General features: G+C 62.7%; 18 protein-coding genes. 15 read left to right on the top strand and 3 right to left on the bottom strand.

Annotation, left to right across the window (positions count from 1 at the left end; translation table 11 throughout):
• Window positions 1-36 precede the first annotated feature (36 nt).
• Together M1E10_RS05860 and M1E10_RS05855 are read left to right on the top strand one after the other, a co-directional pair.
• Window positions 37-879 (top strand): GNAT family N-acetyltransferase, encoded by an 843-nt coding sequence (locus M1E10_RS05860; protein ID WP_499175452.1) that lies wholly within the window; start codon window positions 37-39, stop codon window positions 877-879.
• A 146-nt stretch (window positions 880-1,025) separates the two neighbouring features.
• Window positions 1,026-1,430 carry a host attachment family protein gene (locus M1E10_RS05855; RefSeq protein ID WP_499175451.1) on the top strand — a complete coding sequence of 135 codons (405 nt, stop codon included), beginning with the start codon at window positions 1,026-1,028 and terminating at the stop codon, window positions 1,428-1,430.
• 343 nt (window positions 1,431-1,773) lie between these two features.
• On the opposite strand, the gene M1E10_RS05850 is transcribed toward M1E10_RS05855, so the two are convergent.
• On the bottom strand, window positions 1,774-1,983 hold the full coding sequence (locus M1E10_RS05850; RefSeq protein WP_499177094.1) for a cold-shock protein: 210 nt from the start codon (window positions 1,981-1,983) through the stop codon (window positions 1,774-1,776).
• Between the two features lie 326 nt (window positions 1,984-2,309).
• On the opposite strand from M1E10_RS05850, the gene M1E10_RS05845 reads away from it, so the two are divergent.
• The 4 genes from M1E10_RS05845 to arsB are packed head-to-tail and all read left to right on the top strand — an operon-like array spanning window position 2,310 to window position 4,740.
• Window positions 2,310-2,663, top strand: a complete 354-nt coding sequence (locus M1E10_RS05845) for an ArsR/SmtB family transcription factor (protein ID WP_499175450.1) — start codon at window positions 2,310-2,312, stop codon at window positions 2,661-2,663.
• Window positions 2,660-3,187 (top strand): arsenate reductase ArsC, encoded by a 528-nt coding sequence (locus M1E10_RS05840; protein ID WP_499175449.1) that lies wholly within the window; start codon window positions 2,660-2,662, stop codon window positions 3,185-3,187. Before M1E10_RS05845 ends, M1E10_RS05840 begins: the two co-directional genes overlap by 4 nt.
• Window positions 3,184-3,618, top strand: coding sequence for a thioredoxin domain-containing protein (arsC, locus tag M1E10_RS05835; protein WP_499175448.1), 435 nt, complete (start codon window positions 3,184-3,186; stop codon window positions 3,616-3,618). Before M1E10_RS05840 ends, arsC begins: the two co-directional genes overlap by 4 nt.
• A gap of 48 nt (window positions 3,619-3,666) precedes the next feature.
• On the top strand, window positions 3,667-4,740 hold the full coding sequence (gene arsB / locus M1E10_RS05830) for an arsenic resistance protein (protein ID WP_499175447.1): 1,074 nt from the start codon (window positions 3,667-3,669) through the stop codon (window positions 4,738-4,740).
• Between the two features lie 54 nt (window positions 4,741-4,794).
• Here arsB and arsH read toward each other — a convergent pair whose 3' ends face one another.
• Both arsH and M1E10_RS05820 read right to left on the bottom strand, forming a co-directional pair.
• Window positions 4,795-5,511: an arsenical resistance protein ArsH gene (gene arsH / locus M1E10_RS05825; protein ID WP_499175446.1), complete on the bottom strand. Its 717-nt coding sequence runs from the start codon at window positions 5,509-5,511 to the stop codon at window positions 4,795-4,797.
• 228 nt (window positions 5,512-5,739) lie between these two features.
• Window positions 5,740-6,606 (bottom strand): aminotransferase class IV, encoded by an 867-nt coding sequence (locus M1E10_RS05820; protein ID WP_499177093.1) that lies wholly within the window; start codon window positions 6,604-6,606, stop codon window positions 5,740-5,742.
• A 321-nt stretch (window positions 6,607-6,927) separates the two neighbouring features.
• Here M1E10_RS05820 and M1E10_RS05815 point away from each other — a divergent pair, with 321 nt between their 5' ends.
• Genes M1E10_RS05815 through M1E10_RS05775 form a run of 9 tightly spaced genes read left to right on the top strand, consistent with a single transcriptional unit; the run spans window position 6,928 to window position 14,634 of the window.
• Window positions 6,928-7,773 (top strand): type 2 periplasmic-binding domain-containing protein, encoded by an 846-nt coding sequence (locus M1E10_RS05815; protein ID WP_499175445.1) that lies wholly within the window; start codon window positions 6,928-6,930, stop codon window positions 7,771-7,773.
• Window positions 7,774-7,832: 59 nt separating this feature from the next.
• A complete protein-coding gene (locus M1E10_RS05810; RefSeq protein ID WP_499175444.1) occupies window positions 7,833-8,576 on the top strand; it encodes an amino acid ABC transporter ATP-binding protein in 744 nt (247 codons plus the stop codon).
• Window positions 8,577-8,582: 6 nt separating this feature from the next.
• Entirely contained in the window at window positions 8,583-9,260 is a 678-nt protein-coding gene (locus M1E10_RS05805) for an amino acid ABC transporter permease (RefSeq protein WP_499175443.1), read from the top strand.
• Between the two features lie 2 nt (window positions 9,261-9,262).
• Complete coding sequence (locus tag M1E10_RS05800; RefSeq protein WP_499175442.1) at window positions 9,263-9,928, top strand: amino acid ABC transporter permease; 666 nt, start codon at window positions 9,263-9,265, stop codon at window positions 9,926-9,928.
• Between the two features lie 25 nt (window positions 9,929-9,953).
• A complete protein-coding gene (locus tag M1E10_RS05795; RefSeq protein ID WP_499175441.1) occupies window positions 9,954-10,880 on the top strand; it encodes an N-carbamoyl-D-amino-acid hydrolase in 927 nt (308 codons plus the stop codon).
• Between the two features lie 17 nt (window positions 10,881-10,897).
• Entirely contained in the window at window positions 10,898-12,355 is a 1,458-nt protein-coding gene (gene hydA / locus M1E10_RS05790; protein WP_499175440.1) for an amidohydrolase family protein, read from the top strand.
• Complete coding sequence (locus tag M1E10_RS05785; RefSeq protein ID WP_499175439.1) at window positions 12,352-13,026, top strand: aspartate/glutamate racemase family protein; 675 nt, start codon at window positions 12,352-12,354, stop codon at window positions 13,024-13,026. The genes hydA and M1E10_RS05785 overlap by 4 nt, the downstream gene beginning before the upstream one ends.
• A complete protein-coding gene (locus tag M1E10_RS05780) occupies window positions 13,023-13,982 on the top strand; it encodes a LysR family transcriptional regulator (RefSeq protein ID WP_499175438.1) in 960 nt (319 codons plus the stop codon). Before M1E10_RS05785 ends, M1E10_RS05780 begins: the two co-directional genes overlap by 4 nt.
• Entirely contained in the window at window positions 13,972-14,634 is a 663-nt protein-coding gene (locus M1E10_RS05775) for a flavin reductase family protein (RefSeq protein ID WP_499175437.1), read from the top strand. Before M1E10_RS05780 ends, M1E10_RS05775 begins: the two co-directional genes overlap by 11 nt.
• Window positions 14,635-14,706: the final 72 nt, after the last annotated feature.

Genomic DNA, 14,706 nt, shown 5'->3' with positions numbered 1-14,706 from the left:
AGCTGATGAACGCTTCGTCGGAGTGAGTTGACGCGCATGACCGCCTTGCCCAGCATTCGCACACTCACTCTCTCCGAGGTCCAGACCCTGATCGACTGGGCGCGCAGCGAGGGCTGGAACCCGGGTCGCGATGACGCAGCTCCCATGCAGGCTGCCGATCCCGACGGGTTCATCGGATGTTTTCTCAACGGTGCGATGGTGGCCGGGATCTCGGCGGTCCGCTACGGCGAAGACTTCGGCTTCATCGGCCTCTACCTCTGTCACCCCGATCACCGCGGCAACGGCTACGGTCGTCTTGTCTGGAACGCGGCGATGGCGCATCTCAGCGGCCGGGTCATCGGTCTGGACGGAGTTCCAGAGCAGCAGGGAAATTATACTCGCATGGGGTTCGCGCCGGTCTATAGGACCGTTCGCTGGTCAGGCCGGGCGTCAGCCGGGCTCTCGAGAGCGACAGAGATCCGTGACGTAGCAGCTAGCGACCTGGCGGGTCTCGAGGCCTTCGACCGACTGCATTTCCCGGCGCACAGAGCATCGTTTCTCGACCTCTGGCTGCAGCCGCCTCGGGTTTCGCTGATGGCGGAGCGGGAGGGGCGTATCGAGGGCTATGCAGTGCTTCGCGATTGTGCGGATGGGGCGAAGATCGGACCACTGTTTGCGACAAGCGAGCCGATTGCGGAAGAGCTCCTTGCCGCCTGTCTATGCCAGCACGCGAGCGCTACCATCCATCTCGATGTGCCAAATCACCAGATCGGCTTTGCAGACGTTCTGAAGAGGCTCGGTTTCCAGCCGGGCTTCACCACGGCGCGCATGTATCGCGGCAAGCCTCCCTCGTCTTCGCTTGCCGGTGTATTCGCCGTCACGACGCTGGAGCTCGGCTAAATCCTGCGACAGCGCCTCGCGCGGCGGACATGGTGGGTCATCACCGGACGGAACCGATCGGCGACCGTGGGATTACTGTACGCGCCGAAACACACATTGGTTCATCCAGAAGGTTGAGCGGACGGTGCCGATAATGGAGATCACACATGCAGCTTCCCCCGAACACGATCATCGCTGTTGCGGATGGCGAAAAGCTTAGTCTGTTTCAGAATGAAGGCGATGCAGCCAACGTCAGGCTCAAGGCGATGCCATCCGGCGATGTCGACAGCTCGAAGATTGCCTCCGGTGGCCGCCATTCCAGCAGTTCCGCAAATCCGGACGACAGCCAGCAGGACGAGGACGGGTTCAGCAATGGTGTCGCCGAAATGCTCAACAAGCACGTGCTCGACGGAAAGATCAAAAATCTTGTCGTCGTCGCCGCTCCGCGCACGCTGGGCGAAATGCGCAAGAGCTACCACAAGTCGTTGTCGGACGTTCTCATTGGCGAAATCGACAAGGACCTGACGGGCCATTCGATACAGGATATCGAGAAGGCGCTGGCCGCTGCCTGAGGCATTTCCGGACAGCTGGCCTCATGACTGGGGGAGCTGACCTGTAGGCCCTATTCTTCAGCAAATGCCCCTGCAGTGCAGGGGCATTTGACATTTAAAGCCCCCTTCAAGATCAGATCCGCGACCTGCAGAAACGTGTGTCCGTCACAGCCGACCGTAGTGCGCTGGCGAACGGTATCTGCTGCAACTGATCACAAACGCGAAGGGCAGCAAAGCCGCTCCATCGGCCACGCGCCCGGAGGTGCGGCCATAAAAAAAAGGCCAGGCAATATGCCTGACCTCGTTTGGTCTCATGCTTTCGACGTTGCCAGTACATCCGTGGTCAGCGGAAAGCAGATCCCAATTAAGCAGCCTGGAGATTGCAGGCCGACATCTTGCCCGACTTGTTGTCGCGCTCCATGTCGTAGCCGATCTTCTGGCCTTCGACGATTTCGCGCATGCCAGCGCGTTCGACAGCCGAGATGTGGACGAAAGCGTCCGGGCCGCCGTTGTCAGGCTGAATGAAGCCGAAGCCCTTGGTGGCGTTGAACCATTTTACTGTGCCAGTGGTCATGATGAACCCTTTCTTAGCAAGATAGACGACCGCGACGCCAAGACGCGCTGCGGATGATGATAACGATGCTTTAAATGGAGGGTTCGTCAGGAACGCGGTGCTAATCGCGTGGTAAACAAAGCTCAGCAAGAAAATATCGATAAACCAGTGATAGAGCACTTCGGCGGCCCTGTCAACCATTGGTTTTGCGGAGACTGGTTTCGCTGTCCCGCCATAGGTTGCGCGCCGATGAACTGGCGATTCTGCCGACACCTCGTTTGACCGCCGGTTGGGAGACCATCGAACATGAAGCTTGACCAATCCTATATATCGATTATCCTGGATATATGGATCAGGAAAAAGCAATACTCGCGTTGGCAGCGCTGGCGCAGCCCACCCGGCTGCAGGCCTTCAACCTCCTCGTGCGGCACGAGCCGGAGGGCGTTCCGGCCGGAGACGTGGCAAAGATGCTGGCCGTGCCCCAGAACACGATGTCCTCGCATCTGAGCGTGCTGGCGCGGGCGGGACTGATCCGTGCGGAACGGCACAGCCGCCTGATGATCTATCGCGCGGAGCTCTCCGTCCTGCGGGACCTTACCCTCTACCTGGTCAACGACTGCTGCGGCGGCAAGGCAGAACTCTGCGAGCCGCTGATTGCCCAACTCAGTCCCTGTTGCCCTCCACAGAAGGTGTCGTCATGACCAAGACCACATTCAATGTCCTTTTCCTCTGCACCGGTAACTCCGCTCGCTCGATCATTGCCGAGAGCGTCCTGAACAAGGATGGCGCCGGAAAATTTAAGGCTTATTCCGCTGGCAGCCACCCGAAGGGCGAGGTTCACCCGATGGCGATCGATGTGTTGCGAGGCCGTGGCTATCCGGTCGAGGGACTGCGGTCCAAGAGCTGGGACGAGTTCGCCGCTGAAGGTGCTCCCGAATTCGATTTCGTCTTCACCGTCTGTGACAATGCAGCCGGTGAGGCGTGCCCTGCCTGGCCCGGTCAGCCGATGACGGCGCACTGGGGGCTGGAGGATCCTGCAGCGGTGGAGGGGACGGATACCGAGAAGCATTTCGCCTTCGGGGAGACGCTCCGTTACATGAAGCTTCGTCTCGCGGCCTTCGGGGCGCTTCCCGTCGAAAGCCTGGGGCGCCTCAGCCTGAGCGCGAAGCTCAAGGAGATCGGCGAGATGGAAGGATCCACCATGAAGAGGCCCGACGTAGCATGACGGCACCCGTTGACATCATCATCTACCACAATCCGGACTGCGGCACCTCGCGCAACACGCTCGCGATGATCCGCAACGCCGGCCTGGAGCCGCATGTCGTCGAGTATCTGAAGACGCCGCCAAGCCGTGACATGCTGATCCAGCTGATCGGCCGCATGGGCATCTCGGCACGAGAGCTTCTGCGCAAGAAAGGCACGCCCTACGCCGATCTTGGGCTGCAGGACCAGGCGCTCAGCGACGATGCGCTTCTGGATGCGATGATGGAGCATCCGATCCTCATCAACCGGCCGATCGTGGTATCGCCGAAGGGGGTGAAGCTTTGCAGGCCTTCGGAGGCCGTGCTCGATCTCCTGCCGGCGCCGCAACTGGGTGCTTTTGTCAAGGAAGACGGTGAAGCCGTTGTCGATGCGCAGGGCCGACGGCTCGCCTGACCTCGTCCCAGTCCCGGGATCCTGCTGAACTTGCGATTGGAGCCTGCCATGCAGCCTGCCCAGCCTACACTTCGCCTATCGTTTCTGGATCGGTACCTGACCCTCTGGATCTTTGCCGCCATGGCGCTCGGGCTCACCCTGGGCACGGTGTTCGAGGGTTTTCCGGGCTGGCTCAACAGCCTGTCGATCGGCAGCACGAACATTCCGATCGGCATCGGCCTGATCCTGATGATGTATCCGCCGCTGGCGAAGGTGCGCTACGAGGAACTGCATCTGGTCTTTTCCGACAAGAAGATCCTGGTGATTTCGCTCCTGCAGAACTGGATCATCGGGCCGGTTCTGATGTTCGGGCTGGCGGTGCTCTTCCTCCGGGACTATCCGGAGTACATGACGGGGCTGATCCTGATCGGTCTGGCGCGCTGCATCGCCATGGTGCTGGTCTGGAACCAGCTGGCGCGCGGTGACAACCAGTATGTGGCGGGGCTTGTCGCCTTCAATTCGATCTTCCAGATCCTCTTCTTCAGCGTCTATGCCTGGTTCTTCCTGACCTTCCTGCCGCCGCTGTTCGGTCTCGAAGGGAGCGTCATCGACGTGTCCTTCTGGACGATCGCGGAGGCCGTCCTGATCTATCTCGGCATTCCCTTCCTGGCGGGCTATCTGTCGCGCCGCATCCTGACGAGAACCAAGGGCACGCACTGGTACGAAACAAAGTTCCTGCCGGCGATCAGCCCCATAACACTTGGCGCGCTGCTGTTCACGATCGCTGCGATGTTCAGCCTGAAGGGCGGCGAGGTCGTTCGCCTGCCGTTCGACGTCGTGATGATCGCCATCCCTCTGACGATCTACTTCCTGATCATGTTCTTCGTCAGCTTCCTGATGGCGCGCGCCATCGGTACCGATTACCCGAGGACGACGGCTGTCGCCTTTACCGCGGCCGGCAACAACTTCGAGCTCGCCATTGCAGTCGCCATCGCCGCCTTCGGTCTGGCGTCGCCCGTCGCCTTTGCGGCGGTCATCGGACCGCTGGTGGAGGTGCCTGTGCTGATCATCCTCGTCCAGTTCGCCCTGTGGATGGGGCGACGGCTCTATGGCGGCAGGCTCGAACGCGCGCCGGCGGAGTGAGCTCAAGGGGTGGTCGCCGCTCGATGCGGACCGCCTGCATCCGCCGGGTCCGGATCAGGAGCCGGTGGCCTCGCGCAGATTGACACGCTTCGACAGCTCCTCCGCGGTCTCCTTGCGTTCGCTGTAGCGGTCGGTGAGATAGGGAGAGGCGTCTCTCGTCAGAAGCGTGAACTTGACCAGCTCCTCACAGACATCGACGACGCGGTCATAGTAAGCCGAGGGCTTCATCCGGCCATCCTGATCGAACTCGAGGAAGGCCTTGGCCACGGACGACTGATTGGGAATGGTGATCATCCGCATCCATCGGCCAAGCACCCTGAGCTGGTTGAGAGCGTTGAAGGATTGCGAGCCGCCGGAGACCTGCATGACCGCCAGCGTCTTTCCCTGCGTCGGGCGAACGGACCCGATGGCCAGCGGGATCCAATCGATCTGGCACTTCATGATGCCCGTCATGGCGCCATGGCGCTCCGGGCTCACCCAGACCTGTCCCTCGGACCATTCCGAGAGCGAGCGAAGCTCCTGAACCTTGGGATGCGTTACCGGCTCCTCGTCGGGCAACGGCAGGCCCCGCGGGTCGAAGACGCGAACCTCGCAGCCGAAGTGCTCCAGCAGTCTCCTTGCCTCGTGCGCGAGAAGGCGGCTGTAGGACGTCTCCCGCAGGGACCCGTAGAGGATGAGAATGCGCGGGCGGTGGGTCGAGGCTTTGGGGCGCAAGGCTTCGAGGTCGGGCATCCGAAGGTGCTCGGCAACCGCTGCGGGCAATTCGTCCATGTCGATCTCCATGCTGTCCTGCTGGCCATCCGGGACCGATGGCGGGATCGGCGCCAGAGGCAAGATGATCCATCCCTGATATCCTCAGCATATCTGTATTCTCAGATATCCGCAAATAAAGATGGAACTGCTTGCGGTTTGGAGCCGAGCAATCCTTGCAGAATGGTGCTCGGGGCGGCTGACGAGCCGCCCCGGACAGGATCACAATGGGCGGTTTGGGGGCGCCTTTCAAGGAGCGATTGGGTCGCCCTGCTGCAGCTGATCCTCGATGTAGATCTCCAGCAGACGGCGGCTGGCGGGACCGACTGTGCCGTCGCCGATCGTCTGGCCGTCGAGGCGCACCACCGGCATGACGAAACTCGATGCGGAGGTAATGAAGGCTTCCGCGGCCGAGAGGGTATCGTCCACGGTGAAGGACCGTTCCTCTGCCTTCAGCCCGGCCCGCTGTGCGAGGTCGAGAATGGAGCCGCGGGTGATGCCGTGCAGCAGCGCGTTCGACAGGTCGCGGGTGACGAGAATGCCGTCCGTGGTGACGATATGGAAGTTGGCGGAGCTTGCCTCCGTGATGTATCCGTCCTCGACGAAGAGAACGTCGTCGTAGCCCTTTCGGGACGCTTCCGTCTTCATCAGCGAGGAGTAGAGGAGCTGCACCGTCTTGATCTGTCGCTGCGCCCAGCGGCCTTCCGGCACGGTCTGGAGCGAGAGGCCGGTCTTCCACTTCGGATTGTCCAGAACCCGCTTGGCCTGGGTGAATATGACCAGTGTCGGCGCCAGATCCTGCGGGAAGACGAAGTCACGGTCCTGTGCGCCGCGGGAGATCTGCAGGTAGATGAGGCCTTCCCGGATAGTGTTGCGGCGCGCGATTTCCTTGTGAAGCGCCAGCAGTTCGTCCTCTTCGACCGGCATGGGAATGCCGAGCGCCTCGAGCGACCGGCGCAGCCGGGCGGCATGACCGGGATAGGCGATGAGCTTGCCGTCGATCACGGCGGTCACTTCGTAGATCGCATCTGCAAAGAGGAAGCCTCGATCGAAGACCGAAACCTTCGCATCCGCTTCTGCAAGCCATTCTCCGTTCAGATAAACGGTCCTATCCATCATGTGTGCATGTCCTTGTCTTCGCTGCGCGTCGGCCTGTTTTTGCACTGCGCATAAGCCGAGGCAATAGGAGGAGGATAAGCCAGCGCCGAGGCCGGCACGTGCCGACATCACGCCTGCCTCTATGGACTCTCCGCTAACGTACTGATTCCATATGTGCAGGCCCTCCTGTTGGTCGCAGAGGGGCCGTTTGTCGAATTCACAAAATGAATAATTCAATACGTTTTATAATACGAGATTATATTGCGGTGCAGCGTCGGGCGTGAAATCATTCTCCGAATAACAAGCCGGAAAACCGGCACTTCCAGTGGAGAACGGAAAATGAAGACCCTGTTGAAATCCGGCATCGCCGGGCTATCGCTATTTATCGTCGTTTCATCTGCACATGCCGAAGGCACCATCAAGACTGCCCTGGACGGCACCTTTGCTCCCCATGCCATGCCCACCCTCGACGGCAAGGTCGAGGGGTTCAATGTCGACCTCGTCAACCTGATCGGCGAGCGACTCGGAAAAGAGGTCGAGTTGACCTCGGCGCAGTTCTCAGGCCTTATCCCCGCACTTCAGGCCAAGACCTACGACTTTCTGGCGGCGCCCGTGACCGTGAATGCCGAACGGGCAGCCAATCTGCTCTTCACCGAAGGCTTCATGGACACCAATTTCGCCTTCGTGGTCCCGGCCGATGCCCCGGAATATGCCTCGCTGGAGGACCTCAAGGGCAAGACGATCGCGGTCAACAAGGGCTCTGCCTATGACAGCTATCTGCGCGAGCGCGAGGCGGAATTCGGCTGGACCATCGAAAGCTACGGCACCAACACGGATGCCGTCGCCGCCGTCCTCGCTGGTCGGGCTGACGCCAATCTCGCTGGTGCGACCGTTGCCGCCTGGGCTGCCAAGCAGAACCCCCAGGTCAAGCTGTCCTACGAAATCCAGACCGGACTCGTCTGGGGCCTCGCCTTCCGCAAGGATGACGTGGAAGGCCGCAACCTGATCGACAAGGCTCTCGAATGCCTGAAGATCGACGGCTCCATGGCCATGCTCTCGGAGAAGTGGTTCGGCGTCGTGCCGACGGTCGGCACGACAATCGTGACGCCGTCCAAGGGCTACGGCGTCCCCGGAATGGAAGGTTACGCCGAAGACGATCACAAGCCATCCTGCGAACTGAACTGAGCAGGGGCGCCGGGGGCAGGGGCTCAGTCCTCTGCCGCCGGCGTCTGCAGGAGTATCCCATGAACAACCGGCCCATGCTGGAGATCGTTTCGCTGCAGAAGCGCTTCGGCGACAACCTCATCCTGCGCGACATCAACCTCAAGGTCGCCCGCGGCGAACTCGTCTTCATCATCGGGCCTTCAGGGTCCGGCAAGAGCACCCTGCTGCGGTGCTGCAACCGACTGGAAGAGCCTACCGAGGGTGACATCATCCTCGACGGCCGCAACATCATGAGCGGCACCAGCCGCGACCTCGACCAGATGCGGCTCAAGGTCGGCATGGTGTTCCAGGGTTTTCACCTCTATCCGCACATGAGCGTTCTGAAGAACGTGACACTGGCGCAGCGCAAGGCGCTCGGTCGGTCGACCGAGGAGGCGAATGCCCGGGCGAGGGACATGCTGGACAGGGTCGGGCTCGCGGAAAAGACGGATGCCATGCCGTCCGAACTTTCCGGCGGGCAGCAGCAGCGGGTGGCGATCGCCCGCTCGCTGGCACTCGATCCGCTCGTGATGCTCTTCGATGAGCCGACCTCGGCGCTCGATCCCGAGTTGGTCGGATCGGTGCTGGCGGTGATGAAGGACCTGAAGTCCAAGGACATGACCATGCTGGTCGTCAGCCACGAGATGGAGTTTGCGCGCGAAACCGCCGATCGCGTCGTCTTTATGGACGGCGGCCTCATCGTTGAGGAGGGCGCGCCCGAGGAAATTTTCGGTGCTCCCAAGGCGGACCGCACCCGCGCCTTCCTGTCACGCGTGAGACGGTGACGGGCAGTGCAGAATTTCCTTCAGACCTTCTTCAACCCCATTGTCATGGCGCAGTACCTGCCGGACATTCTGGCCGGCATGCTGGTCGCCATCTGGATCGGGCTGGCGGTCGTCGTCGCGGGGATTGCCGGAGGTCTGGCGCTCGCCTGCCTGCGCACCTATCGGGTCCGAGGCCTCAACTTCTTCATCATCTGCTTTGCCGATATTTTTCGCGCACTGCCGCCGCTGGTGCTGATCCTGCTGCTCTATTTCGGCCTGCCGGGTGCCGGTATCCGGCTGTCGGGGCCCATGGTCCTGTTCATCGTGCTGGCGCTGACGCTGGCGGCCTTCGCCGAAGAGATCTTCTGGGCGGGCTTTGCCTCCATCGAGAAGGGACAATGGGAAGCGGGGATCTCCACCGGGCTCGGCTTCAGCCGGACGCTGATCTACGTAGCGCTGCCGCAGGCGGTGCGTCTTGCCATGCCGCCGCTCGTCAACCGGGTTCTGGCGATCACCAAGATGACGGCGCTCGGCTCGGTCATCGGCGTGTCTGAAATCCTGTCGGCAGCGACGACTGCCCAGAGCTTTTCAGGCAGCGCAACGCCGCTGTCGATGGCCGCGATCGCCTATCTCATTCTCTTCCTGCCCCTGGTGTTCGTGGCCCGAATGGTCGAACGCCGGCAGGAAATGCGGCGGGGGCGGTAGTCATGCAGAGCATTGCCGACCAGTTCTTCAACCTGACGATCATGGCGAAAACCCTGCCGCTGATGCTGTCGGGACTATGGATGACCGCCCAACTCTGCGCCGCCGTTATCCTGCTGGGATTGATCGGCGGGCTGCTGGTGGCACTCGCCAACATCAGCCCACGGGCCTGGCTCAGGATCCCGTCCATCGTCTTCACCGACATCTTCCGGGCGCTTCCGCCGCTCGTGCTCTTGATCTTCATCTACTCCGGCCTGCCGTTCGCGGGCGTCGAGATCTCGCCGTTCGCGGCCGTGGCGCTCGCCTTCCTCCTCAACAATTCCTCCTATTACGCGGAGGTCTACCGGGCAGGCATCCTCTCCGTCGGCAAGGGCCAGTGGGAGGCCGCACGATCCACGGGGCTGACGAAGGCGCAGACGCTGAGCTCGGTGGTGCTGCCCCAGGCGATCCGAAACGTGCTGCCGGACCTCCTGTCGAACACGGTCGAGGTGGTGAAGCTGACCTCGCTCGCCTCGGTCGTCTCGCTCTCCGAGCTCCTCTACAACGCCAACATGGCGCGCTCGATCACCTACAACGCCTCGCCGCTGGTTCTGGCGGCACTCATCTATCTCGTCATCCTCTGGCCCGTGGTGCGGCTCGTCAGCCGCTTCCAGCGCAAGCTTGCTGCATGACGGGGGACAACAGAAGGACAGTTTCATGACGCGAATGATCATTGCCGGGGCACAGCTCGGCGCCATCCAGAGAGCGGAGAGCCGCGAGGCCGTGGTGGCGCGGATGATCGACCTGATGAACATGGCAGCCGACAAGGGCGCGGACCTCATCGTCTATCCCGAACTGGCGCTCACCACCTTCTTCCCGCGCTGGTACATGCCTGACTGGGACGAGGTCGACACCTGGTTCGAGCGCGAAATGCCCAATGGCGCGACCATGCCGCTCTTCGAGCGAGCCCGCGAACTCGGCATGGCGATGACCTTCGGCTACGCCGAACTGACGCCGGAGGGCCGCCGCTTCAACACCTCGATCCTCACCAACCGCAAGGCCGAGATCGTCGGCAAGTACCGCAAGGTGCATCTGCCGGGGCACGACGAATATGACACGGAGCGGGCGTTCCAGCACCTGGAGAAGCGCTACTTCGAGCCGGGCGACCTCGGCTTCAACGTCTGGCGCAACGAAGGCGCGATCATGGGCATGGCGATCTGCAACGACCGCCGCTGGCCGGAGACCTACCGCTGCCTGGGCCTACAGGGCGTCGAGCTCGTCACCATCGGCTACAACACGCCGGCGGTGAACAGCCAGATGAACGCAGAGGGCCTGGAGAAGCGGCTGTTCCACTCCGACCTCTCGCTGCAGTCGGGCGCCTACCAGAACGCAACCTATGTGATCGGCGTCGCCAAGGCGGGGCTTGAGGATGGGCATCCGCTGATCGGCGGCTCGATTATCGTCGATCCGGATGGCTTCGTGCTGGCGCGCGCGCAGACGGAGGAGGACGAGCTGATCTGGGCCGACTGCGACTTCGAGAAATGCGCCTTCGGCAAGACGACGATCTTCGACTTTGCGCGGCACCGTCGCGTCGAGCACTATGGTCGCATAACATCGCAGACCGGAGCCGTGGTCGAGGTCTGAGAGACAGGAAAAGCAAGATGCAGTTCGAGACAGTCATCCACGACGGCACCGTCGTCACGCCGTCGGAAACCTTCAAGGCGGACATCGGCATCAATGGCGGCGTGATCGCCGCCGTGGCCGAGCGCATCGCCGGTGGCGAGCGGCGGATCGATGCGGGCGGAAAGCTCGTCATGCCGGGCGGTATCGAGGGACATTGCCATATCGCGCAGGAAAGCTCGTCGGGCGTCATGACGGCGGACGATTATTATTCCGGCTCGGTGTCGGCAGCCTTCGGCGGCAATTCGACCTTCATCCCGTTCGCGGCCCAGCATCGCGGGCAGTCTATCGCCGATGTCATCGCCACCTATGACGGGCGCGCGGCGCCGAATTCGGTGCTGGACTACTCCTACCACCTGATCATCTCCGACCCGTCGCCGGCCGTGCTGGACGAACTGCCGGGCGTCTTTGCCCGCGGCATCACCTCCTTCAAGGTGTTTATGACCTACGACCTGATGAACATCGGCGATGCCGGCATGCTGGACATTCTGACGATCGCCAAGACGCATGGCGCGCTGACCATGGTGCATGCGGAAAACAACGAGATGGTCAAATGGATGAACCGGCGCTTTGCCGCCGCCGGCCTGACCGAGCCGAAGTATCACGCGCTCAGCCGTCCGGAGCTCGCCGAGGAGGAGGCGATCCATCGGGCAGTCTCGCTTGCCAAGCTCGTGGATGCGGCGCTCTTCATCGTGCATGTCTCGACGCGCGGCGGCGCCGAGATCGTGCGCCGGGAAAAGCTTGCCGGAACCAAGCTCTTTGCCGAGACCTGCCCGCAATACCTCGCCCTGACCCGCGACGATCTCGACCGGCCCGGAATGGAAGGCGCCAAATACATCTGCTCGCCGCCGCTTCGCGATCACGCGACGCAGGAGGGGCTGTGGCAGCATATCCGCGCCGGCACCTTCGAAAGCGTCTCGTCTGATCACGCACCCTACCGCGCCGATGCCACGGGCAAGTTCATGAACGGGGCGGATGCGCCCTATCCGAAGATCGCCAACGGCATGCCCGGGATCGCCATGCGGCTTCCCTATCTGTTTTCCGACGGCGTGGCGAAGGGCAAGATCACGCTCGGCGACTTCGTGCGCCTCTCCAGCACGAACGCCGCCCGCGTCTTCGGTCTCGACCGCAAGGGTGCCATCGTCCCCGGCTTCGATGCCGACATCGCGATCTGGAACCCGGATGAGAAGCGCACTGTCACGCTCGAGGCGCAGCATGACAACATGGACTACAGCCCGTTTGAGGGCATGGAGATCACCGGCTGGCCGGAGCTCGTCATGAATCACGGCCGCACCGTCGTGGAGAAGGGCGTGCTGAAGGCTGGCCGGGGCGAGGGTCGGTTCATCGCCCGCAAGCCCGTCGATACCGGCGCCATGCCCGGCCACCGGGCCGTCGAGTTCGAGGTTGCCGCGAGATACGGCAAGGAGATCGCACCGTGACCAGTGCCGCATCGGGTCCCATCCTCGTCATCAACCCCAACAGCTCGGAAAGCGTCACCGAGGGGCTGCGCCAGGCGCTGTCCGGCTTCTCCTTCGCCGGCGGGCCGGTGATCGAATGCGTGACGATCGAGCAGGGACCTCCCGGCGTCGTCACGCAGCGGCATGTGGACGAGGCCGCACTTAACACTGCCGCGGTGATCGAGGCACGGCCGGAGGCGGCGGCCTATGTGCTCGCCTGCTATTCCCAGCCCGGCCTTGATCTTGCCCGCTCCATCACCCGGCGGCCGGTCTACGGTATCCAGGACGCCGGCGTCCTCTCGGCACTCGCCCTGGCTGACCTCTTCGGCGTGATTGCGGTTGCGGAAGGCTCCATTCCACGGCATCTGCGCAATCTGCGGCGTCTGGGCGTCGATCAGCGGCTCGCCGGCGAGGTGGCGCTCGAAGGCTCCGTCAGCGTAGCGGAAAGCGGCCATGGCGAGGAAAGCTACGGGCTGCTGCTGCGGGCGGCCGAAAAGCTGAAGACTCTCGGGGCAGGCGCGATCGTGCTCGGATGTGCCGGCATGTCCGGGCACCGCCGGCGGCTCGAGGACGAGACGGGCGTCGCCATCATCGATCCGACGCAGGCGGCGGTCGCCATGGCCTTCGGCAATCTGGTGACCGGTTCGGCATGAGCGGTTTACCTCCCAAGCCGGAGATTTCCCTGCGCCTGCTGGAGATCTTTGACGCCATGATGCGCTCCGGCACGACCGTGGAAGCGGCCGAACAGCTGGGCATCTCTCAGCCCGCCGTATCCAACGGCATCCGGCAACTTGAGGCCCAGACCGGCGTGACGCTCTTCGAGCGGCTGCACCGACGCCTGCAGCCGACGGAAGAGGCGGTTGCGCTGCACGAGGACATCAAGCCGGTGTTCGGACTGCTGCGGGGCTTTGCCTCGCGGGCGCAGGACATGCGCCAGGGCATTTCCGGGCGGCTGCGGGTGATCTCGACCCCGCCGCTCGGCCACACGGTCGCGCCGTTGGCCATGCGGCGGTTTCTCAAGGACCGCAAGGGCGTGTCGGTCGCCTACGACGTGCGCCGCCTCGAGCATGTCGTGGAGGCGGTGCAGAGCGGCAACGCCGACATCGGCCTGGCGCTCGGGCTGGAGCGACATCTCGCCGTCAACATAGAAGTCATCGCCCGGACCCATATGGTCGCCGTCCTGCCGAAGACGGAGAAGTCCGTGGAGAGCACGGTGAGCGCCCAGACGCTTTCGCAGGGCGATTTCATCGGGCTGGAGATCGAATCGCGGCTGGGACAGATGGTCCGTGCCGCCTTCGAGCGCGATGGCGCGCCTTATAATCCGCGGGTGGAAGTACGCTACTGCGCCACGGCTGCGGTGTTAGTGACCGCCGGTATCGGCACTGCCGTCATCGACCCCTATACGGCTGCCTTCAACCGGTCGATCGGGATTGTCGAGCGCTCCTTCCTGCCGCCGATCGAGGTGCCGGCGGTGCTGATTACCCGCAAGGGGGTGCCGCGCTCGCGACTGCAGCATGCCTTCATTTCCGAGATGCGAAGGGCGCTGTCGGATTTCCAGGCTTCGGGCCTGCAGACCGGCTCTGAGGGGAGCTTGCGCGATGAAGGATGACATCGGTCACACCCATTTCGATTTTGCCGAACTGAACGAGCGGGAGCGCTACAAGCTGCTGATCGGCACGGTGGTGCCGCGACCCATCGCTCTGGTTACCACGGTGAGCCGGGTCGGGCAGGCGAACGCCGGTCCGTTCAGCTTCTTCAACGTCTTGACGCATGATCCGGCGCTCGTGGCGATCGGTGTGGAGAACCACGCGGACAGGAGCTTCAAGGATACCGCCCGCAACATCCGCGAGACCGGCGATTTCACCGTCCATATCATCGACACGGGGCTGGTGAACCAGATGGAGATCTGCGCCATCAAATTCGGTCCCGAGGTCGACGAATTGCAGGAGGCGGGGCTGGCGACGGTGCCGGGCCAGATGGTGCAGAGCCCCCGTATTCTCGCGGCGCCTGCCGCACTCGAATGCCGCCTTCACACGACGCTCGAGGTCGGGCCGGCGCGGGAGATTATCATCGGCGAGGTTCTGGGCGTCTTCATCCGTCGCGATGCGGTCAATACGGACAACCTGCATGTCGACCAGACCCTGATGGATGCCGTTGGAAGGCTCGGCGGCTTCCGCTATACGCGGACGCAGGATCAGTTCGAGGTCAGGACTCCGACGGTCGAGGAATACCGGAAGGGGCAAGAGGTGGCCAAGGACTGATTTCAACACCCCTGCCGGCACGCTTCGGCGTTTATGTGGAGGCGGCAGGGTCTTCATGCAAAACATCTGAGA

The sequence above is a fragment of the Rhizobium sp. PK7-22 genome, assembly GCF_056530405.1.
The sequence above is the reverse complement of the archived record's forward strand: the minus strand, read 5'-3'. Positions and strand labels throughout refer to the sequence as shown.